Raw genomic sequence first — 21,177 nt, 5'->3', positions numbered from 1 at the left:
TAAAGGATTTCACGGGCAATGCCCACTCGGCCCTATTCCTAAGGGCTAGGCCCTAGGCGCTAACCCCTAGGCGTATACCGTGGCTTTGGCAGCGGCATCCAAGCGCTGTGCGGTTTGATCCACCTTGCGCAAATAGGCCAGCAATACGGCGCCAAGCGTTACAAAGCCGCCCGCCAACCACAGCCCAACGCCATAATGACCGGAGGCTTCCGCCAGCATGCCGGTTAACGCCGGGGCGCATATTTGGGCGGCGCCATACGCCAGGGTCATCTGCCCCATTAGCCGAGCGGGGCTGGAAGGATAGAGCCTGCCTGCCATGGTGAGCACCAGGCTGACGCAGCCGAGGAAGGTGCCGCCGTAAAGCACGGCACTTAGCAGCACAATCGCTGCATTTGCGGTAATCGCCGGTAGCACAATACCCACCACCTGAATCGCCATGGCGATAATCAACGCCCCTAAGTAGCCGACTCGACGGGCGACTAAATCCCATAGCATGACCGCAGGGGCAGCGGCTAAACCGGCCAGGGCAAAGGTCCAGTTGCCCATTCCCGCGAGCAGCGGTTCTCGCTCAACGATGGCGACTAAGAAGGTAGCGCTGATCACATAGCCGTAACCGGCGCAAAAGTAGGCGGCGAGCATCCAGCGCATAAAAGTGCGCGTAGGCAGCATAGCGGGCTGGCTATTCGCCGCGTGCGCGCCTTCAACCGGTTTTACCGGGCGCGGCAACCACCGCCAGGCGGGCACTAACAGCGCGGCCCCCAGCAGGCTAAAGCCCCACCACTGGGTCTGCCAGCTAAACGAGAGCTGCAGCATCATTTCCACCGCCACCGCTGCGACAATCATGCCTAAGCCCACACCAGCAAAATGAATACCCAGCTCGCCACGCTGGCGGTGTTGCATTAACCAGTGAAGAATCAGCCCTGACGCTAATAGCATGGAAGCGCTGCTGGAAAGACCGGCTATAAAGCGTAGCCCCGCCCACACCCAGAAGTGCTCGGTAAGCGCCATGCCCGCAGTGGTGAGCACGGCGAGTATTAGCCCACAGCGAAATAGCGTGTCTTTGATATAAATACTGCGAATAGAGGCAGCCAGCACCGCCCCCAGCATATAGCCCGCGTAGTTAAGCGCCGCCAGCCAGCCGCCATCGGCGTCGCCCATCCAGGTTTGCTGCTGCATCACCGGCAGTAACGGGGTATAGGCAAAGCGGGCGACCCCGACACACAGTATCTGGCTGAAAACGCCCGCCAGCAGCACTTTGAAGCGCCGGGCACCTAGCGTTGCGGAGGTCATAGGGCTGCTCCTTAGCGGCTCTTAAGAGACGACGTAGCTATCGCTATATTAATTAGCTTGCGTATTTTGTCGTCATAGTAAGGCGTTTTGGGCAGCGGGTCATGACCACCTAAGTCGAGGGGCGCGTTTAAAAAGGTCTAGCTAGAATTAACCTCCATGCTTAACAGCAAAAACGACAGCGTTTTGCCATGCCCATCCAGGTTGAGCGCGCCATTAACGCCGCCCTGCAGCACATCATCGATCACGAAGTTCATGCCCGCCAAATTAGGCAAGGGGTAACGCCGCACTCGGCTGGCACCGCGGTGGGCAAACAGCGCCAGCACCCGCTCCTCGGTTACCTGCTCCAGCAAGGTGGTGTAGTGGTCTGGGTCATAGGCAAATAACGCCACATTCAGCCGCTCGCCCTTATCACCTGCACGGGCATGGGCGATTTGATGAAGGGTGACCGAGGAATGCGGGTGCACCGGCGTTTGCGTGGGTTCAGCTTGCAACATAACGTTCACTCCTACGTTCGCCGAGGGGCGACGATTCAAACAGACTGGCATGGGCATGAACGTCGCTACGCTTGACCAAATATGAAGCCGTGAATACTCGCCGTTGAAACTGACGACGCACGCCGCCGCCGCCCGCAGGCCCGGCACAATAAAGCGCCAATAGCTCCTGGGTAGCGCGGGCGACCCAGCGTCGCTCGCTGTGTTCGGCCGCCAGCCGCAGCCGATAATCACCGCTGGCAGACGCTAAAGCGCTACGCTGTAGCTCACCGCTATCGCTATCAAATACGCTGGCCAGGCCAATGATATCCAAGCGAGTGCGCAGCTCAGCGGGGGCTCGAAACACCAACCGCTCGCGCAGCACCTGCGCTGCAAGCTGGGCTCTTGCCAGCGCGTTGGGCCCTGCATAGGAAATTTCCGCCTCTCCCTGCCAGCCACCTTCGTAGCACACGGTGGTTTTTAGCCGCTCAGGCGCAGGCTTGCCCCTTATCCCCGTCACCGCCACGCGGTTGGGTGATAACTGACGCACCACGGCATGGGAAAGATCCACCGTGACATCCGGAGTAAGGTAATTAGCCGGGTCATGCACTTCATAAAGCAGCTGTTCTTTGACCGTTTGCTCGGTAACACAGCCACCGGTATTGGTAGGCTTGGTAATAATAAGGCTGCCATCCTGCTCTACTTCGATAATCGGATAGCCCACCGTGGCAAGACCCGGCACGTCTTTAAAACCCGGATCGGCAAAGTAGCCACCGCTCACCTGAGCGCCACACTCTGCTAAATGCCCCGCCATCATGCCGCAGGCCAGGCGATCCCAATCGTCCCAACGCCAGTCGAAGTGGTGCATCAGCGGCGCTAAAAACAGTGCCGGGTCGGCAACACGCCCGGTGACCACGACATCGGCTTGCATGGCCAGCGCTTCGGCCAGCGCCTTGGCACCCAGGTAAACATTGGCTGAAATCAGGGCGTCATCGCCCGGCATATCCAGCCGCTCGGCCTCCCAGCGCTGTAAGTCCAAGCTATGTAGCTGCTGTCGGATATCATCGCCATGCACCTGGGCAATGCGCACATCAGCGCGACCAAGCTGTGCGGCCAGCTCCGCAATTACCTGGCACGCGCCACCAGGGTTCGCTGCACCGAAGTTGCCTAGAATTTTAATTCCGTGGTCCAGACAGTCGCGTAGCACTGGGGCGAGCAGCTCGTCCAACAGCGGCTCAAACCCGCTTTCGGGGTCGTCGCGCATCGCCCGGTGGGCTGCTGCCAATGTCCGTTCACCCAGGGTTTCAAATACTAGAGCAGAAGGTTGCTGTCGCTTGATCAACTCTGCCACCACCGCCACGGCCGCATCGGTACGGTCGCCGGAAAAGCCCGCCCCGCTGCCTAATAAAAAGCTCATAGCTGTGTCTCCTTGGCCTGAAGAGAGTGGTGGTCGCCCGCGACAGACGCCAGCTCGTCTCTCAGCAGCGAGCGGCGGCGTATAAATAGCCCAATGATCAGGGCTAGCGCTGCCAGCGTGGTCAGCCAGCCGGGCGTCAGCGCCAGCCCAATCACCGCGATCAGCGCTACAACATCGATCAAACGCTTACCCGTCATGGCTACCCGGGACATCAGCGCGGCAAACGCCATCACGAACACGACCCCTTGGCAGCTGGCCAAGACGATCTCCAGGGCGGAACCAAACCCCGCCAAGGCCGGGTAGATCAACAGCAGGAAGGGGATGACGTAGATAGCCGCCGCCAAGCGCACTGACTCAACCGCCGCAGGCAACCAGTTGGTGTCGGCAATACCTGAGGCTACAAAGACCGCAATACAGACGGGCGGTGTAATCACCGACAGAGTGGCGAAGTAGAAAACAAACAGATGGGCAATCAGTGGTTCAACGCCAATGGCCGTTAGCGCAGGAGCCAGTACCGACGCCACCAGCACATACGCTGCCGTAGTGGGAATACCCATGCCTAAAATCAGACACACGCCGCCGACGATAAAGGCGACTAGGAATAGCGATTCTCCGCCTACCGTGACGATCAAGCTGGCTAAGGTCACACCGATGCCCGTCATGCCGATCATGGCGACCAGAATCTGCGCCCCGGCCAATAGCACGCCAATAATAACCATGCCTTTGCCCGCATCGACTAAGCCTGCCACCAGCTTGCCGAGGATCTCGCGCAGCGGCATCTTGGCCATGAGCGCAAAAGGCACGAACGTTAGCACGGTCATTAAGATGCCGTAGAACGCCGACATTTGAATCGAACGGCCGCTAAGCACGCCGTAAAACAGCCCGCCTAATGCAGCCAGAATGGGAATAATACGTTCAGGGCGAATCACGTCTGACCAGCTTGGCAGCTCATCATCGGGTACTACCTGCAGCTGGCGGCGCTTGGCGACCAAGTGAATGGTGACAAACACCCCCAGGTAGAAAAGGATCGCGGGCAGCAAAGCCGCTAAGGCAATACGCAGGTAACTCTCGCCTAGAATCTCCGCCATGATAAACGCCGCAGCGCCCAGGATCGGCGGCGCGATTTGGCCGCCGGTCGAGGCGACCGCTTCTACCCCAGCTGCGAAGGGGCGTGGGTAGTTCAAGCGTTTCATCATGGGAATGGTGAAGTTGCCCGTGGTGGCGACATTGGCCACGGCACTGCCGCTGACCATGCCAAACAGCCCAGAGGCCACAGTGGCCACTTTGGCAGCACCACCCGGCGAGCGGCCGCTGATACGCAACGCCAGATCCATAAAGGTATTGCCGCCTCCGGTATGCAGCAGCAAACAGCCGAACAGTACGAAAGCGGCAATGGTAGTCGCGGCGACGCCGACCAGCATGCCCCACACACCTAAGTCACCGAGGTAGATGGTTTCGGTCATGTAGTAGAGATCGAACCCCCGGTGACCAAGCGGCCCTGGGATTGCTGCTCCTAGCCACGCGTAGGCCAATCCCACTAACACCAACAGTGGAAAGATCACGCCGATGGCGCGTCGCGAAAGCTCCAGAATCGCCACCAGCAGAACGCCGGTCAGCAGCATATCCCGAGGAGTTGCCCAGGGGAGTTCGACCAGAATTTGTTCGTAGTTAAGCGCCACATAGCCACAGGCAACTACCACACCCACTGCCAGCACCGCATCAATAGCGATACCCAGCGGGCGCCAGCGCTTGCCTGCACCTAACGGATAAACGGCAAGCCCTAGTAGAATGACCAGCGCGAGAAAGATACTCCGCTGAATCAAGCTCTCGAACGGCCCAGTGGCGGAGGTATAAAGGATTAGCCCACCCAGCAGGAGCGCCAAGCCTTTGGTGACTGTCTCGCGCATGATCATCTTCTCCAATGGGCCTTACTGGACTGGCTGCAAGGCATCGGGGATGTCATACCCCTGCTCTTCGAAATAGCGCGCAGCGCCGGCATGAAGTGGCACGGTGCCAACCTCCAGGGTCATCTTCGCCATATCCGCATCCTGCATGGCGGCGAAGGAGTTAACCTGCGGCTCTGGATTTTCCATCACGGCTTTGACGATTTGATAGGCTGTCTCGTCATCCATATCCGGATGGGCGTGCACGGCAACACCAAAGGCCCAAGTAGTGTAAGCAGGAATACCCTCTGCAGCCCCTTCGGGCACATCGACAATCGCCACATCGGGCATTTCGCTGCGCAGTGTGTCGGCCTGCTCTTGGTCAAGCGACAGCACGCTTATCGGTGTGAAAGTGGCGATATCCATAGAGGAGCCATCCAAGCGTCCTCCGACCCCCGACTTTACCGATCCCATGACTCGGCCATCCTTCATGGCGTCGACCATATCGGTCGTTGAACCGCGCACGTAGTCAGGCTCGATGCCTAGCGTGCGCATTACCGCTTCGGTGGTTTTCTCGGTAGCTGACCCGGTAATCCCTGGATTGAAGCGCACACCGTCTAAGTCAGCGAACGTTTCCACCTCCGCATCCTGGCGCATCACGGCATTCTGCGGCGCCACGGTGTAGACCCATAGCAGGCGGTTATCGACGGGGCGGCCTTCAAAATCTTCCTCGCCCGCGTAGGCGTGATAGCCCGTATTGGTGGTGACCAGGCCCATATCGATTTGGTTGCGGCCCAAACGGCGCAGGTTATCCACCGTGGCACCGGTTTCCGCAACGGAGGAGCTCACCCCTTCGACTTGGTTATTAATGATTTGGTTAACCGCGACAAAGTAGCTGTAGTGGCTAGAGGAGCTGGAGGTTGAACCAATCAGCAGGCGTTCATCGGCATGGGAAGTGGCAGCAGCCAGCACAGCGGCGCTTGCCACCATGGCGGTAAGTAGCGTTTTCATAGTGTCTCCGAAGCTCGCTAAGCGAGCTATTGTTATTGTAGAGCGGTTTTTTATCTAAATCGGTGATCGCGACGCTGTTTGCATGCGATAAAGCAAGCATGGTCTGCCGGGTTAATTTTGTATATTGAATAGTTTTTAATTTGTGTTTTACTTTCTAAATGAATCCAAGCATCCAGCAGTTGCGTGTTTTTGTTGCCGTCGCCCACTCGCGCAGCCTGGCCGAGGCCAGCGAGCGTGTGCACCTTTCCCAACCGGCGATCTCGATTGCCCTGCGTAAGCTTGAGGAGAACGTCGGTGGTGCACTGTTTGCCCGCACCACGCGCCAGCTCGCGTTAACGCCGGAAGGCGAAGCCTTTCTGCCAGTCGCCGTGCGGCTATTGAATGATTGGAATGAAGCCTTTGAAGATCTCAACGACCAGTTTTCCAAACAGCGCGGAAAGGTAACGGTGGCCGCCCTGCCCACTCTGGCGGCAGGACTATTCCCGCGCGTCATTAAGCTTTTTCATGAAGCCTACCCACGAATCAACCTCAGCCTGCACGATGTGCTGGCCGAGCAGATCAATCAAATGGTGCGCGAAGGTCGCGCCGACCTGGGGCTTTCAGTGCCGCCAAGCGACGCAGAAGATCTAACGTTTGAGCCCGTACTCGAAGACAGCTATGTGGTCGTTTGCCCCTGCGGGCATCCGTTGCTGGCGCAATCAGCTGTAGCCTGGAGCCAACTCGCGGCTTATCCGTTTATCGGTATCAATCGCCTTTCCAGCTCGCGCCAGGATATTGACCGCATTATGCAGAGCGTAGGAGAGCGGCTGGATATCTTGTGCGATGCGCGCCAGATCGCCACGGTAGGCCGCATGGTGGCGGCAGGGTTAGGCATTAGCGTGCTGCCCTCGCTCAGTTTTCGTCAAATCGCCGCCGATGGTATTGAATACCGCCCGCTGGTCGAGCCGACCATTCGCCGTGAGCTGGGCATTGTATTGAGCCGCCGTCATCCTCCGTCCGCCGCCACCAGCGCCCTGCGTCAGCTAATTCATCACCACGAATAAGCGGCTTTCTCTACACACAGTGCGGGAATCTGGCAGACTAGAGGTGATTAACATCCACCTAAAATGAGTGAGCGACAACGATGAGCGATAGTGCAAAACCCTGGACGCAACCGATGCCCGACGCGCAGTTCAAACTGATGCGCGATATTCTTGCTGCCCCTAGCCCCGTGGGCCTGGAAGCCGCCATGACCTACGGCGTGCTCAAACCGCATTTTGAGAGCTTTGCGCCTAAAAGCTGGCATCTTCACCAGTTCAAGGGCAACGCGGGCGTGGTTCTGGACACCCACCCTGACCGCGACGACATGTTCAAGGTCATGATCATCGGCCATGCGGACAAAATCCGTATGCAGGTGCGCTCGATTGGCGAAGATGGCAAGATCTGGATCAACACCGATTCATTCCTGCCGACGGTACTGATCGGCCATGAAGTGAAGCTGTTTAGCGAAGACCCTGACGCCCCCGGCAGCTACCGCTGCATTGAAGGCGGCACGGTTGAAGCACTGGGCGCCATTCACTTCTCTGATCCTGCCCAGCGCGATGGCAGTAAAGGGCTGAAAAAAGAGCAGATTTACCTGGACCTGCAGATCCACGGCGAGAATAAAAAGCAACAGGTGTTGAACCTGGGTGTTCGCCCCGGCGATTCGATTATTTTCGACCGCCCTATCCGCCCCGGCTTTAGCCCTAATACGTTTTACGGTGCCTACCTGGATAACGGACTGGGCTGCTTTGTGGCCGCCGAAGTGGCGCGCCTGATCGCCGAAGCAGGCGGCACCCAAAACGTTCGCGTACTGTTTGCGATTGCCAGCTATGAAGAGATTGGCCGTTTCGGCAGCCGCGTGATGGCGGGCGAGATGAAGCCGGATGCTTTGATTGGCGTAGACGTAAACCATGACTATGTGGCTGCGCCCGGTATTGGCGACAAGCGCATGCAGCCACTGGAGATGGGCAAAGGCTTCACCATGGCGGTGGGCTCGATTGCCAGCGAACAGCTCAATCGGATCATCGCTAAGGCGGCTAAAGAGCAGGACATTCCGCTGCAGCGCGATATTGTCGGCGTGGATACGGGTACCGATGGTATGGCGGGCGTATTAGCGTCTATCGACAGTGCCGCGACCTCGATTGGTTTCCCCATCCGCAATATGCACACCATTTCAGAAACGGGTCATACCCAGGATGTGCTGGCGGCTATTCATGCCCTCACCCATACCCTGCAAGCCTTGGATGCCATACCAGACCTTCAGCGTGAATTCCTGGATAACCACCCGCGCTTAGACCAAGCGAGCCCGCTTGCTCACCAAGGCAGCGATAAGCCGGACAGTGAGGGTGATGACAGTAAAGATGAGAATACAGAAAGTGACCAAAGCACTGCGAGCACCCCAAGTAAAGAAAGTAACAACAGCAAGAAAAACAAGAAAAAAGCGAAGAAATAAAACAAACATATAAAAAAGAAGCCCCGGCCATTCCCTGGCCGGGGCTTTATCAAACCATCCTTGATTCGTCTTCACAAACATCCTGTTTGTGCTTCCATGAGCGTAAGCCTTCCTAGCTTAATCTTCCCTGTTGCCACTTCCGTGTGGTATATGCTCACAGTGAACCTTAAAACGGTCTATTTATCTAACCTATGTTATTAAAGTGGAAAAATTTATCTTTTTTTCACAAACTCAAGGGTACCCATTAAAGCACGTTTTTTATTTTTAAATGGCGCATATACCCAGCAGCGCTATACTTTTAAAAGTATCGGTAACGATACTGCTCTACACGGATGTTACCACGCCTGAACCATCATCTAACCTAATGGTAGGAGGTCAGCGTGCGCGATATTATAATTACTAATAAAGTCAATGGCCTGGATGTCACCTGTCGTCATTGCGGTAACTCAGAGTCACCCGGAAATCCGTTCTTGAACCGTTTCCGCCTAGAAGGCACCGGAAAAAACAGCACCACCCTACGCTGCCTAAACTGTCAAACCGCGGTTGAAGTACCCCTGAATGAGTTAAGCTCGCTTTATTATCACTATGCCTGTTAAAGAAACAGCTTGTTTAAGGGTGACTTGTTATAAACCCATGGGTAGTCTGGTAGCGCAGCTACCCTTTTATTAACAAAAGCAACGCATAGTTAATAAAAACAGTTAATCAAAAAATTAATGGAAACGTCATAATAGCTTAATTAATACGTTATTTATTCTGGGGTAAAAAAAACCCGGCCATTCCTTGGCCGGGTTCTCATCAGGTCTTCCCTGATCTTGCACCACAAACATCCTGTTTGTGCATCCTTGTGTTACACAAGCAATCCTTGCTTGCTCTTCCTTTTCGCGAGCTCCCTTCGCTATGCGCACACAGTGCGCTTTATAGCAGGGGGTTTATCTAACCTATGATATGTAGAGGCAAATAAATTGTTTTATAACGACTTTTTGGATTTTAAACAGCATTTTAGCCAAGCAGTTTTTTGACGATGATTTTTATAGCAACATTTTCAGCGGCATCCATAGCCCCATCAGTATCATGGCGATATTTTCCGTTAGCGATACAAACCCTAGTGGCACATTGCTGCTTCCGCCAACGCAGGCGCATTTCAACTCACGCTTATCCACATACACGGCTTTAAAAACCGATACCGCGCCTACCGTACCGATAAACAGCGCCAGCGGTGCTGCAAGCCAAATCAAAGCACCTGCCAGCATTAACACCCCTGCCAGGGTTTCTGCGTAGGGGTACACATAGCTGTATGGGATATAGCGCTGAGCCAACAGGTCGTAGTTAAGAAACATCGTGCTAAAGCTTTCTACATCCTGCAGCTTCTGCAAACCTAGCAGCACCATGGCTGTAGCCACCGCATACTCTGGCATTCGCGCCGCCACTAAGGTGCCGTTGGCTACCCAGCTAACCGACAGACCGATGAGCAAAGCGGTAACAAAAATCGCCACCACCGGCCGATATGAGGTCTCTTTCGCGCTAGGCACGCTCATGCCTAAATACTCACGCACCTCTTCATAGCCGCCAATACGTTTATCGCCGATATAAGTTTGTGGTGTGGTATCGACACTTTCCTGGGCTTTGAATGCATCAATTTCATCCCGAGAGGTAAGCGGATGGTCGTCAACCTGGTAGCCTTTGCGCTTTAGCAAATCGAGCGTTTTCATCCCAAACGGGCAGAGGTGATCTGCCGTCTTCATCCGATAGACGCGTGCTGTCTCCATGTTAGTTTTCTCCTTGTTGCCCCTAAGAACTTGGCTACTTTGCATACATAACCTATTGCCCTATAAGGGTAGTCAGGATCTATCCAATACCCAAAACAGAAACGGCGAGGAGAGCCTCGCCGTTTCATCCAACATGTGATCTATACCGCTTATTTGTTAAACCACGCCATCAGTGTCTCAGCCGTGAGCGCAGAGGAAGGCGGGTTTTGCCCGGTGATCAGTTGACCATCTTCGCGCACGTAAGGGGTGAAATCGTCTGCTTTGCTATAAATCCCACCGCACTTTTGTAAGGCATCTTCAACGAGATGCGGCACGATATTGGTCAAACCAACGGCCTCTTCTTCGCCGTTGGTAAAGCCCGTTACCTGGCGTCCTTTAACAAGCGGCTCGCCAGCGCTGTCTTTAGCATTCACTAATACGATCGGCGCGTGACAAACCGAGGCAACTGGCTTGCCTTGGGCGATAAAGGTTTCGATCAGGCGAATTGAGTCCGCGTCGTCGACGAGATCCCATAGTGGGCCATGGCCACCGGGGTAAAATACCGCATCGAAGTCATCAGCCTTCATGTCGCTCAAACGATGGGTAGCGGCAAGCTCCGCGTTAGCTTTTTCATCTTGCTTGAAGCGGCGCGTTTCATCGGTTTGGCTATCCTCTGCATCACTTTTGGGATCCAGCGGCGGCTGCCCTCCCTTGGGCGATGCCAACGTTACTTCAGCACCCGCGTCTTTAAAGACATAATAAGGGGCGGCCAGCTCTTCGAGCCAAAAACCGGTCTTATTGCCGGTATCGCCCAACTGATCGTGTGACGTCAGTACCACTAAAATACGCTTGCTCATAACTCTCTCCATACGGTGAAAAATGAGGCTATTAAAATGCGTTACTGTTAGTAAGTGGGGGTCTGGATGGCGGAATACAAGGAGAAACGATTAGTGAGCATTGAAGCGCGGGATTTTTACCGCAGCGGGCCTGACCATCACCAGGGGCAAGCAAGCAGCTTTGCATTGATTCGGCGCCAGTTTGATTTTCGCTCGATTGAGATTGGCCGCTGGGTCACCAGCGCCGAGCGTGACCGAGCCGCTGAGCTTTTCCACGATGCGCTGTGCGATCTTATGTTGATTCTCCAGGGGCCAGAGGCGTTGATTTCGCTGCGCGGCTCTATAGCGCTGCAGTACGGCAGCGGTGGTCGACCGGGCGTATCCGCCCACTACGACCCGAGCCAACGCAGCTTTGCGCTGGCCAAAAACGCAGGCCCTGGCAGCATCGCCCATGAGTACCATCACGCTTTCGACCACTATGTCGCCACTAAGTGTTTTCGTGGCATCCCTAACGGCATGTTCGCCTCCACCGCGTGGCTAGCCGATGCGACGCCCATCCCCCACCCGCTTAATCAATTATTGATGGACTGCTTCAAAGCTATTCTGCTGCAGCCAGAAGGCGACCAGCCCAGCGAGCTGTTTAAGCACTCGGTGCAGATGGATAAAAAGCTCGGTCAACTCTACTACAGCAAACCCGAAGAGCTCTGCGCCCGCGCCTTTGAGGCCTTTGTACAAGATGCCGCTATCACCAACCACTTTTTAGTCAAAGGCACCAAAGCCTCCCCCGAAGCGGAGATGGGTCTTTACCCGCAAGGGAAGCAACGGGAGCGGGTTAATGTAGCGTTTGGCGACTTTTTTGGAAGATTGGGCAAGGCGTTGGGGCGTTAAAATTAGCAGCTTGGAATCGTTAAAAATGCAATGACATAACACTTGGGAGCGGGACTACACTTTCAACTCCAACACAGGAGATTCAACATGGCTCAGCAAGAGTGTGCGTGCCCCAAGTGTAAATGCGCGGTCGACAGCAAAGCCGTAGAGAAAGATGGCAAACTCTATTGCTGCGAGTCTTGCGCCAACGGCCATGCCGATGGTTCCAGCGACTGCGGCCACGACTGTCAGTGTGGGAAATAAGCCCACTACTGAACGTTTTCTGCTATTTTATCAACGCCCGCTAGCTGGTTATTTCAAACCTCACTGGCGGGCGTTCCGGCAGGTATTTTCTTGTCATCATGGAAAGGAAGCTCAGTTTTTTGCTTACGTGTGAAATGACGTAATCGCGACTAAGCTGTAGCAACGCTCACTACTCAAAGGAAGAGAAAATGTCTACTACTACCATCGTCGTTATCGTTGTTGTTATCGTTGCCGTACTTGGTATTGGTTTCAGCGGCGTGCTGCCTTTTTAGGAAACGCTTGCAAGCTAGGTTCACTTTTAAAGCTCTGAAAATAGAGCCTATAATCGTAGACACCTGGGCCGTAGCCCATTTTTTAGGCACAAAAAAGCCCGCTGATTAATCAGCGGGCTTTTTTAAATTCTGTGGCGGAGGGGGAGTCCGCATACTTTCTATCCAAGCCCTTCCAAATAAATACTATTAATCACTGATTTTTAAGACATTTAATTAATAAACCTTCCTATCTCGTCCATATTAATACGATCAAATAGAGAGCCAAAGTATGGGCTGAAGTATGGGCTTGGGTATGATACTTTCTATTCCTCATCACCAGAGGACATAGTAATGGGTAAGCTAACCACCAAGGGGGTTCAGAAACTAATTCGGGAATCCAAACCGGCGCTAACCAACGATGGTGATGGTCTGTATCTGAAGATCGGTAAAAGTGGTGGGGCTAGCTGGATTTACCGTTTCCGTTGGGATGGCAAACTTCGCGACATGGGGTTAGGGAGCTGTTCAGAAATCAACCTAGCTGCAGCCCGCGAGCAGGCTACAGGTAACCGAAAGCTGGTCAAGCAAGGGATTAATCCGCTGGATGCTCGCCTGAAAGAAGAAAAAGAAATACAGAAATTAGCCATCACATTTACAAGCTGTGCCGCCCGCTATATCAAGGCGCACCGCCGCAGCTGGCGTAATATCAAGCATGCCCGCCAGTGGGTTAGCACGCTCAAAACCTATGCAAGACCCAAAATAGGCAAAAAATCCATCGATGAAATATCAACACAGGACGTGCTTGAAGTCCTAAAGCCTATCTGGACAAATAAAAACGAAACGGCCAAACGTGTACAAGGCCGCGTAGAGAACATCTTGGATTATGCAGCAGCTCACGGCTATCGTGATCCGGTTAACCCCGCCCGCTGGCGTGGGCATCTTGATAAACTATTGGCAAAGCCATCGCGAATTCAAAAGGTCAATCATCATCCTGCCATGCCTTATGATGAAGTTGCTGACTTCATGGCTACCGTGAACGGCTATAACAGCCTGTCATCGAAAGCACTCCAGTTCTTGATCTTAACCGCCACACGCACTTCGGAAGTGCTGAATTCCGAATGGAATGAGCTTGATCTGAACAATGCTACTTGGACGATCCCAGCTGACAGAATGAAGGCGAATCGCGAGCACCGCGTCCCCCTCTCTCGCCAAGCTGTAGAACTGCTCTCCAACCTGCCTCGCGTGAAAGCCAACACCTACATTTTCGCAGGCATGAAGCAGGGGCGCCCTCTTTCGAATATGTCGCTTCTGCAGTTTATGCGTGGACTAGGCTACGGCCCGAGTGGTGAACAAGGTAACTATGTTCCCCACGGATTCCGCTCTAGCTTCCGTGACTGGACAGGAGAAGTTACCAGCTACCCCCGCGATGTGGCAGAAATGGCCTTGGCCCACACCATCGAGAATAAAGTGGAAGCGGCTTACCGACGCGGGGATCTATTCGAGAAACGGCGAGCGATGATGCAGGAATGGGCGGATTACATTTCGTAAACTACCAAGTCCGGCATCACTACCCTACTCCTAAGGCACACATCAGCAAGCAACCGAAATATCCTTCTCGGCATATTAGCTCGTATAGGCTTATTCCGTGGGATCGTTCGACTGAACCGAGAAGCTGTTGATCCAACGCTCCTTCTCAATAATGTGCTCGTGGATGTAGATGTACTGTGCCGCATTGGTGCGCAGAATTGCTAAGCAATTATCGATATAACTTTCGGGAACGTACATCCAAGCTTTCCATGCATCGGCACGACGCTCACGGCGTAATCTCGCCACCCCTTTCGGGCACTCGAAGATCGGTACCTGATAGCCACGGTACATCCGGTATCGTGGCATTCCATCTGCGTCACGTTGCTGAATGTCGGCCACAGTACGGGCAAACTCAACCGGGGATGGGGACCCCCTCAGTGTGATAACGAATTTTTCGCCTTTACGCTCTTCCGGATAAAAGCACTTTCCTCTCACTTCCAAATCGCTGCTGGCTTCTAAGACATGGGTTTCGAGATCGCTCCATAGAGGGTTCATCCTTAGCCGATGATTCACCCCTAGCCCTACCTGAATGTCGTACCCCGTCAGCCATAGATACAAAAATCGAAAGTATCTTGCACCTGACGCCGTGTTTTTTTTGCCATAGCACTATTCCCCTCTACTATTTTAACGACGCATGGCGACCTCAAGCACTGGCAAGCGCTGCTTGGTGAAGGTAAGCGCATGATTTACTGTGTAGGCAGCTATGGTCACGCCATTGCGTTGGGGCGCCTAGCCATTTACCACCTTCATCAGCCGCAAACAGTGACCATTCCTATTGCCATTGCCCCGCAAGGCAACCGTTGGGCCCTCAGCGAAGCCAGAGGGGTTAGCAATACCATACCTCTGATTACCTCGCTGGGAGCCATTCAGGCGTGGTTGGAAACAGCACCTTCATCGTTGTCGAGCTGACAGAAACTTTAGCGACATGCCTTGTCGCAACTTAACTTTAACCTGCTTCTATCAATACTCAGGGAGGCAGCTCGATGACCACAACAACGTCTTACGAACTTCAACCTTTAACCACCCTAACCTCACAGGCACAGCAAGAGCTTGCCAAGTGGCAGGAGGACCGTAAACGTTGGGAGGAAACGCTGCCGGTGATGGGATTGTTGAGTCAGTTTTTGGATCTGACACCATTCCTTACAGAAAATGCAGTCTCCGCAAGTACTGACGGCCGTAATCTATATTTTTGCCCTGCATTCAGTGCCACGCTCGACGATAAAGAACGGATATTTTTGCAGGCACATTTGATTTGGCACTGTGTCGCAGGACATCTTACTGCCCCATTGGTGGCATCTCCTCACCGCTGGCATCTAGCATGTGATCATGAAGTGAACAGCATGCTGCTAAAGCTGGGTATCTCGCTGCCCAGTCGCGCCCTGTTATTTCCAACGTATTTTGGCCGAAGTGCGATAGAGGTTTATCAGTGGCTATCAGGCCATCCGCGCCCCCAAGATGAGACATCACTCGATGTGCATCCTGCCGCCCTTTGGGCACACAACTCATCGCACATGCCAGATTTAGGGTTGATCGGGTTATGGCGGCGCCGGGCGCATTTAGCCGCCCAGGAAGCACCCGCCATACCCTCAATGGTGGCTGAATTTTGCTTAGCTCGTTAAACTGAACATTCCTTTCCTCTAATTCAGGACATGACGCCCCATGTCGGATTTTCGAGACACGTTATTCCGTTACCTCACCATGCTCCAGCTGATTCCGCGTTCACCAGGGCGAATCTCCACCACAGCGCTGAAGGAAAAGCTCGAAGATCGGGGCTTTCATATTGATACCCGGTCGCTGCAGCGCGATCTGCGTGACCGTCTATCACTGCACTTTCCGCTTATTTGCGATGATAGCCAAAAACCCTATCGCTGGTTCTTCGACCGTGACTTTCAATGCCATCTGCCCGCGCTGGACGTGCCCAGCGCCTTGACCTTGGTACTGGCGGAAGAGTATTTGTCTGGGCTACTGCCACCGGTGGTGGTCGGCCAACTGTCACCCCATTTTTCAGATGCTCGACGCTTGCTGGATGACTTGAGCAATAACGGCCTGAGCCAATGGGCACGTAAAGTGCGCGCGATTCCCAACGGTAAGGCGCTGATTCCGGCAGTGCTGGCAGAAACCACCTGGCAGACGGTCGCACAGGCACTGTTGGAGCAGAAGAGTATTGATGTCACGTATTTGTCGCGCACCGCAGAAACCGAAAAGAATCTGACGCTACACCCGCAAGGAATTGTTAGCCGCCACAGTGTGACCTACCTGCTCGCGCTAGTGGAAGGCTTCGACGACCTACGCCAGTTTGCACTGCACCGCGTTAAGCAGGTGGCAGTAAGTGATGTTAGCTGGCAAGTGAAAGATGGTTTTGATATTGACACGTATATCAAAAGCGGCGCATTTGGATATTTGCAAGGACCAGACGACGTAACGTTGGAAGCGGAAATTGCTCACCCGGTCGCATGGCTGCTGCAAGAGACTCCACTAGCCAAAACCCAGAAAATTGTGCCACTTGCAGAAAGCGAGGCTTATTACCTCACGGCGATAGTACCCAATGACCAGCAAACACTTTGGTGGTTGATGGGCATGGGTGCCAATGTGAAGGTGATTGCGCCAATCTCTTGGCGAGAAGCGCTCAAGAACAATGCCGAGCAGGTGCTGGCACATTACCGTGAATAGGCCTAGCCAGTTAGAGACAGATAAATCGGCTACTATTGTGCGGAACAATTCAAAGGCAAGCTCGCTCGATACCCCAAGGGGTAAAAAGGCAATATGTTCCCCACGGATTCCGCTCTAGCTTCCGTGACTGGGCAGGTGAAGTTACCAGCTAACCCCGTGATGTGGCAGAAATGGCTTTAGCCCACACCATCGAGGACAAGGTGGAAGCGGCCTACCGGCGCGGAGACTTACTCAATAAAAGGGGAATGATGATGCAGGGATGGAGTTGATATGTACTGACCAAAGGTAAGAAAAATTATTTTTTTATAGCTAAGGTATATTAGATCAAATTGATGAAAAACCAATCAATACATTAAGTAATCATTAGTCATTACGGAGATGCCTATGGACTTAAATTTTACACAGCACGGAGAAAAAATTATCTCCGTCAAAGAGGCAATAAAACACCTCGGCTTTAAGCTTGATGTATTAGCGAGTGCTGCAAGCGAGACCTACTCCTCTTTGATAGTCATACCTCCGAATAAAATATTTTTAGCCATTCGATATCCTAAAGATTATCAGCGTGGCATATTTGACCGCCAAAAAAAGGATTCACTTTCCCTTAACCTTGAAAAGATCAATGGCTTTATTACATCACCAGAAGATATTGAGAAAACACTTCATTCACTTAACTGGAGCACCTCTAAGCCTATAAAAGCCGTACGAACTGACCCAAAAAGCAATAGCGCAATAATTAGCACTCCTTACTCCATGGCACACGAAGAAAAATTTCATCAAAAAAAAATTCAGCACGGAGATAGCTCCTTATTAGATTTAATACGTTCATATAAAAACCAGGAATTTTATTTTAAAAAAGGTGCATTAAAAAATACTAAAATCACTCTTAATAACTGTTTCTTTATTGAGTCAGAAATTCAAAAAATTAAAAGCCATATTTATGCATCTCTTGAACCCAACTTCGAAGACATTAGCGATTATCAGATAAATGAATGGTCAAACAGCTTAATTATTGACATTAATGCTATTTATCATCATCTCCAAAAAGATAGTATAAAAGAAATAATAAGCTCAAAAACCACTAACAGCGATAAGAAAAAAATTATCACAGCATGGTTTGGAGAGCGCTGGGCAGGACGAAAAGGGGTAACCAAAGCGAGTCTAGACCAGGCTCATAAAATAGTCGGAAATGAAAATGTGAAAATAAACCTTAATACGTTAGGCGTTACTGGTGAGGATATCAAGCGAAACCAAGCCGGCGCCCCAGACATATTAATACTAATCGACGTTGCCGCAGAAAGACGTAATAAAAAGATACAGGACTATCTAGGTTCAGATAAATTTCATGATGAGTTAATTAAAGCTGGGGTTGAACCAGGTGATTTACGACAAGCGATTTACAGTATTATAAAAGGTAAATAAGCAAGCTGTAAATTTTATTTTACAATGAAACCGTTTAAGACACGCACATAAATAGAAGGCTAAACACACATTAACTAACGCACAGCGTATTTACTTTTTCTACAATTTATTAATGACCTCCGGTGCATTTGCAGTGAATTTTCGCTGGAACCACCTGGAAAACAAATTTAATAAAAATTCTATACCACATGTCCAGGCAGTAGACTGTGTTTACAATACCATTATGCATGTCACTCTTCCTGCCTGGTGTAATCGCTGTGTCTACCTCTACAATATTGGAACTAAGCGTTCAATATCATTACGAACATTATCAGAGCTACTTCAATTGCTATTTAAGAGCTATTGAATAATTTGGCTTGATTCTAACGCCTCCATCACAGCTGATACTGCATTGTTAGCCATTGAGCCATCACCTACAAAAGCAAGGCCAGATGCTTCCCTTTTTGCTTCACCCGCCCAAACAATATCACCTTCAACGTTATAGAGCTTAGCATCAATCCTTATAGCTCTCGAAAGCGCATTCATTGGAGTGGTCATACTGGTTATATTAGCTTGATTGCCATAAACATTCACACTACCAAATGACTGGTAGCCAACAGTTGTACTGCCAGTAGAGTCTGACAGAGACATTGCGAGCACTTCCTCAACCCCGAGGCCCCAGACTTTTTCGACAAAATCCTCGTGGCTTTTTGAGAATTGGGCATAATTACGCACGCCAACTGCTTGAATACCTTTTCCATTCAGGGACTCAACCACACCTTGTTCGATCATTCTTGCAGAATCACCCGTGTTATCTACATAAATCGCTACATTCGTTATTTTGTAGTCAGAATACTCTGGGTTTAAATGCCCAATTCCCTGTGTTGTATTACAACCAGAAAGAGCAAAGATTAATACTAATAGAAACAAAATTGAGCTTAAATTTTTCATATTAACACCCTCATTTAGTTTTTTGTCTAACCGCATTTATTTATAGTACTTTCAAAAGTCTTCAACCGGTGCCTGCCGCACTTTTTCTTGTAATCGGCTCAGCATTCTTCCGGGCAAATGGAAGGATGCTTCCAATGTAGCTCCCCAGTAGTCATCTTCATAGACAAACATGTCGATTGCTCGTGTGCCGGGCTGCAGCTTTAATATCATGTCATCAGCATTGCTAGAGTTAGCAAATAGCTTTTCTAGAGCATCCTGCTCCACTAACGTAATTACTAAGTGGCCATTACGCAGCTGCTCACCCTCAAAGCTATTCAGTGCAAGCTCAAAGCTAGCTTCATCCGCAAAAGTGCCTTGGTGAAGTTCATATACCAAATCAAGGTTGTCATTCAGCCCCTCAGCATAGATCATCCCGAAATCACGAATCAAAGCGCCAATCATGGTTGCGTATAGATCATCGCTGTAGTCGGTCACAATACTTGTGCTTACTAACGTGTTATCGTCAGCGAACGATAGCTGACCCTGGAACGAGTGCTGCAGAAACGTCACGTTGTCATTGCACAACGCTAATACGCCAAGATCCGCAGTGCAATCGTAATACCCCTGGCTGCGTGGGAATTGATCAATGTGCTGACCGTAATGCCAATCTTTAAATAGCTGCGTACTTTCATCAGCACCTACGATCGGCGAAGTAATAATCGCCAAGCTTGTTAATGCCCCTGCAGTTATCCACTGTTTCATTCCCTTAGTCCTTATGTGTTTATCTCAGAGCTTGAGCAAAGTGAGCTCCGCAAGTTTTCTCATATATATTTTATATAAAAAGACACTTCGCTTACACTAAGCTATTTTTTAAGGATCATACAACATCGCTGGTAACGCAGCTCGATCAACATCTTCATTAACATCTAAGGATAAGCAAACCAACGTTTTTGCTGAGCTAATAAGCTCTTCCCATCTCGATGTTAGGTTCATTGACAACCGATCTAGGACTTTGTAAGTAGGATCCAGAGGATCTAAAGATTCATTAATAATATGCTCTAGCTCTTCTAATTCATCAGGAACTCTGAAACTATCCTCAATTGAATCGATTAAATCCTCCATATCAACAAAAGCGGTTTCTAACGCTTCACGCTCCTCCTTCATCCAACATTGAAACTCCTCTTCAGGCATATCAAATTCTTTTTTTTGCCTACTAGGAACGTCTTTAAGCCCTCTGACCTGCAAACCTTCTGGATCAAAGCGTACTTGTAATGCAAATTTTTCAATATCACTAAAGGTTTTTCCATCCTCGGGAAGAAAACCAATCTCTTGATTTATCTCATAAGCTTCTTCTACAAGATCACCAATCTCTTCCAAAGTTTTAGTTAATACTGTGTCATCAAAAAGGCTATTTAATATTGCCAGCTCTTGCTCAAACTCGGCATAAATACCCAAATACTCTTCTGCTTTTTTATCAATGCTATATTTACTCATGATGCCCCTCACTTATTTCTTTGTCATTGCAAGAATCAGACGTTCACGAACTCGTGCATCACCTTCCTGCATAGCCATCACAGGCTGATCCCACCACTCCATGAATTCACGCCCTGGGCTATCGATGACAATCATTGCTAGCAAATCCAGCATCACCGCTGTTTGAGCAAGAGGACTAGCCTTAGCGTAATGAGCCACTTTTATGCTGAAATCGGTGTATTCGTTCGCTGTAGAGCTATTATTCGCTGGGCAAGCCTGCTGCAAGAAATCAAAGACTTTGTCGCCAAGGTAATGCTTCGCCAGGTCATAAGGCTGATTAATGGATTCAAATACGCATACTAAACCCGCTAATGTACCCATTTCGACTGGAAGGCCTTCTTGCACAGCAAGTGCACGGGCCTGCTCACCTCTCATGGCATCGTATCGCTCATCCGGCGCTGGCATTTCAAACATGTAACCCGTTTTCGCATCTTTTTTGGCCAGCGCGTAAGCTATGCTGCTAAAGCTTTCTATACCTGCTGCAATATCACTAACTAGCACATTCAACTTAGCCCGTTCAGCTTGCTTGCCCGGTGTTTCCATTGTGAGTCTTCT

At 51.3% G+C, this 21,177-nt stretch carries 21 protein-coding genes; 9 read left to right on the top strand and 12 right to left on the bottom strand.

Features of this window, described 5'->3' with window-relative positions:
• Nucleotides 1-66: 66 nt before the first annotated feature.
• The 5 genes from QHL1GM_RS18775 to QHL1GM_RS18755 form a co-directional block, all read right to left on the bottom strand.
• Nucleotides 67-1,290 carry a YbfB/YjiJ family MFS transporter gene (locus QHL1GM_RS18775; protein WP_071695832.1) on the bottom strand — a complete coding sequence of 408 codons (1,224 nt, stop codon included), beginning with the start codon at nucleotides 1,288-1,290 and terminating at the stop codon, nucleotides 67-69.
• Between the two features lie 137 nt (nucleotides 1,291-1,427).
• Nucleotides 1,428-1,784 carry a hypothetical protein gene (locus tag QHL1GM_RS18770; RefSeq protein WP_071695831.1) on the bottom strand — a complete coding sequence of 119 codons (357 nt, stop codon included), beginning with the start codon at nucleotides 1,782-1,784 and terminating at the stop codon, nucleotides 1,428-1,430.
• Nucleotides 1,771-3,177: an acyclic terpene utilization AtuA family protein gene (locus QHL1GM_RS18765; RefSeq protein ID WP_071695830.1), complete on the bottom strand. Its 1,407-nt coding sequence runs from the start codon at nucleotides 3,175-3,177 to the stop codon at nucleotides 1,771-1,773. Before QHL1GM_RS18765 ends, QHL1GM_RS18770 begins: the two co-directional genes overlap by 14 nt.
• Nucleotides 3,174-5,084 (bottom strand): TRAP transporter fused permease subunit, encoded by a 1,911-nt coding sequence (locus QHL1GM_RS18760; RefSeq protein WP_254795333.1) that lies wholly within the window; start codon nucleotides 5,082-5,084, stop codon nucleotides 3,174-3,176. The genes QHL1GM_RS18765 and QHL1GM_RS18760 overlap by 4 nt, the downstream gene beginning before the upstream one ends.
• Nucleotides 5,085-5,105: 21 nt before the next feature.
• Nucleotides 5,106-6,071, bottom strand: a complete 966-nt coding sequence (locus QHL1GM_RS18755) for a TAXI family TRAP transporter solute-binding subunit (protein ID WP_071695828.1) — start codon at nucleotides 6,069-6,071, stop codon at nucleotides 5,106-5,108.
• Nucleotides 6,072-6,229: 158 nt separating this feature from the next.
• Between QHL1GM_RS18755 and QHL1GM_RS18750 the strand changes: the two genes are divergently transcribed.
• Nucleotides 6,230-7,114, top strand: a complete 885-nt coding sequence (locus QHL1GM_RS18750; RefSeq protein WP_071695827.1) for a LysR family transcriptional regulator — start codon at nucleotides 6,230-6,232, stop codon at nucleotides 7,112-7,114.
• A gap of 80 nt (nucleotides 7,115-7,194) precedes the next feature.
• Nucleotides 7,195-8,544 (top strand): M20/M25/M40 family metallo-hydrolase, encoded by a 1,350-nt coding sequence (locus tag QHL1GM_RS18745; RefSeq protein ID WP_071695826.1) that lies wholly within the window; start codon nucleotides 7,195-7,197, stop codon nucleotides 8,542-8,544.
• Between the two features lie 1,028 nt (nucleotides 8,545-9,572).
• Here the strand turns inward: QHL1GM_RS18745 and QHL1GM_RS18735 are convergent.
• Both QHL1GM_RS18735 and QHL1GM_RS18730 read right to left on the bottom strand, forming a co-directional pair.
• The gene (locus QHL1GM_RS18735; RefSeq protein WP_071695824.1) at nucleotides 9,573-10,310 is read right to left on the bottom strand and encodes a MauE/DoxX family redox-associated membrane protein; all 738 of its coding nucleotides are present in this window, start codon (nucleotides 10,308-10,310) and stop codon (nucleotides 9,573-9,575) included.
• A gap of 149 nt (nucleotides 10,311-10,459) precedes the next feature.
• Complete coding sequence (locus tag QHL1GM_RS18730) at nucleotides 10,460-11,146, bottom strand: type 1 glutamine amidotransferase domain-containing protein (protein ID WP_083571062.1); 687 nt, start codon at nucleotides 11,144-11,146, stop codon at nucleotides 10,460-10,462.
• A gap of 93 nt (nucleotides 11,147-11,239) precedes the next feature.
• Between QHL1GM_RS18730 and QHL1GM_RS18725 the strand changes: the two genes are divergently transcribed.
• From QHL1GM_RS18725 to QHL1GM_RS18715, 3 genes are all read left to right on the top strand, one after another.
• Entirely contained in the window at nucleotides 11,240-12,013 is a 774-nt protein-coding gene (locus tag QHL1GM_RS18725; protein ID WP_071695822.1) for a CLCA_X family protein, read from the top strand.
• An 87-nt stretch (nucleotides 12,014-12,100) separates the two neighbouring features.
• Entirely contained in the window at nucleotides 12,101-12,256 is a 156-nt protein-coding gene (locus QHL1GM_RS18720) for a metallothionein (RefSeq protein ID WP_071695821.1), read from the top strand.
• A gap of 602 nt (nucleotides 12,257-12,858) precedes the next feature.
• Nucleotides 12,859-14,052 (top strand): site-specific integrase, encoded by a 1,194-nt coding sequence (locus QHL1GM_RS18715; protein ID WP_071695820.1) that lies wholly within the window; start codon nucleotides 12,859-12,861, stop codon nucleotides 14,050-14,052.
• A 90-nt stretch (nucleotides 14,053-14,142) separates the two neighbouring features.
• On the opposite strand, the gene QHL1GM_RS19450 is transcribed toward QHL1GM_RS18715, so the two are convergent.
• On the bottom strand, nucleotides 14,143-14,586 hold the full coding sequence (locus QHL1GM_RS19450) for a hypothetical protein (RefSeq protein WP_071695819.1): 444 nt from the start codon (nucleotides 14,584-14,586) through the stop codon (nucleotides 14,143-14,145).
• A 186-nt stretch (nucleotides 14,587-14,772) separates the two neighbouring features.
• On the opposite strand from QHL1GM_RS19450, the gene QHL1GM_RS18705 reads away from it, so the two are divergent.
• From QHL1GM_RS18705 to QHL1GM_RS18685, 4 genes are all read left to right on the top strand, one after another.
• On the top strand, nucleotides 14,773-15,000 hold the full coding sequence (locus tag QHL1GM_RS18705; protein ID WP_071695818.1) for a hypothetical protein: 228 nt from the start codon (nucleotides 14,773-14,775) through the stop codon (nucleotides 14,998-15,000).
• A gap of 74 nt (nucleotides 15,001-15,074) precedes the next feature.
• A complete protein-coding gene (locus QHL1GM_RS18700; RefSeq protein ID WP_071695817.1) occupies nucleotides 15,075-15,710 on the top strand; it encodes a hypothetical protein in 636 nt (211 codons plus the stop codon).
• 40 nt (nucleotides 15,711-15,750) lie between these two features.
• Entirely contained in the window at nucleotides 15,751-16,761 is a 1,011-nt protein-coding gene (locus tag QHL1GM_RS18695) for a YafY family protein (protein WP_071695816.1), read from the top strand.
• Nucleotides 16,762-17,145: 384 nt separating this feature from the next.
• On the top strand, nucleotides 17,146-18,180 hold the full coding sequence (locus QHL1GM_RS18685; protein WP_071695815.1) for a hypothetical protein: 1,035 nt from the start codon (nucleotides 17,146-17,148) through the stop codon (nucleotides 18,178-18,180).
• A 339-nt stretch (nucleotides 18,181-18,519) separates the two neighbouring features.
• Here QHL1GM_RS18685 and QHL1GM_RS18680 read toward each other — a convergent pair whose 3' ends face one another.
• The 4 genes from QHL1GM_RS18680 to QHL1GM_RS18665 form a co-directional block, all read right to left on the bottom strand.
• Nucleotides 18,520-19,110, bottom strand: a complete 591-nt coding sequence (locus tag QHL1GM_RS18680; RefSeq protein ID WP_071695814.1) for a hypothetical protein — start codon at nucleotides 19,108-19,110, stop codon at nucleotides 18,520-18,522.
• A gap of 51 nt (nucleotides 19,111-19,161) precedes the next feature.
• Entirely contained in the window at nucleotides 19,162-19,851 is a 690-nt protein-coding gene (locus QHL1GM_RS18675) for a hypothetical protein (RefSeq protein ID WP_071695813.1), read from the bottom strand.
• Nucleotides 19,852-19,959: 108 nt separating this feature from the next.
• Nucleotides 19,960-20,583 (bottom strand): hypothetical protein, encoded by a 624-nt coding sequence (locus QHL1GM_RS18670; RefSeq protein WP_071695812.1) that lies wholly within the window; start codon nucleotides 20,581-20,583, stop codon nucleotides 19,960-19,962.
• A 12-nt stretch (nucleotides 20,584-20,595) separates the two neighbouring features.
• The gene (locus QHL1GM_RS18665) at nucleotides 20,596-21,165 is read right to left on the bottom strand and encodes a hypothetical protein (RefSeq protein WP_071695811.1); all 570 of its coding nucleotides are present in this window, start codon (nucleotides 21,163-21,165) and stop codon (nucleotides 20,596-20,598) included.
• Nucleotides 21,166-21,177 lie beyond the last annotated feature (12 nt).

This window comes from Halomonas sp. QHL1 (assembly GCF_001882345.1).
In the GTDB taxonomy this organism is placed as follows: domain Bacteria; phylum Pseudomonadota; class Gammaproteobacteria; order Pseudomonadales; family Halomonadaceae; genus Vreelandella.
Note: the sequence above shows the minus strand (reverse complement) of the source record. Positions and strands in the feature narration are given on the sequence as shown.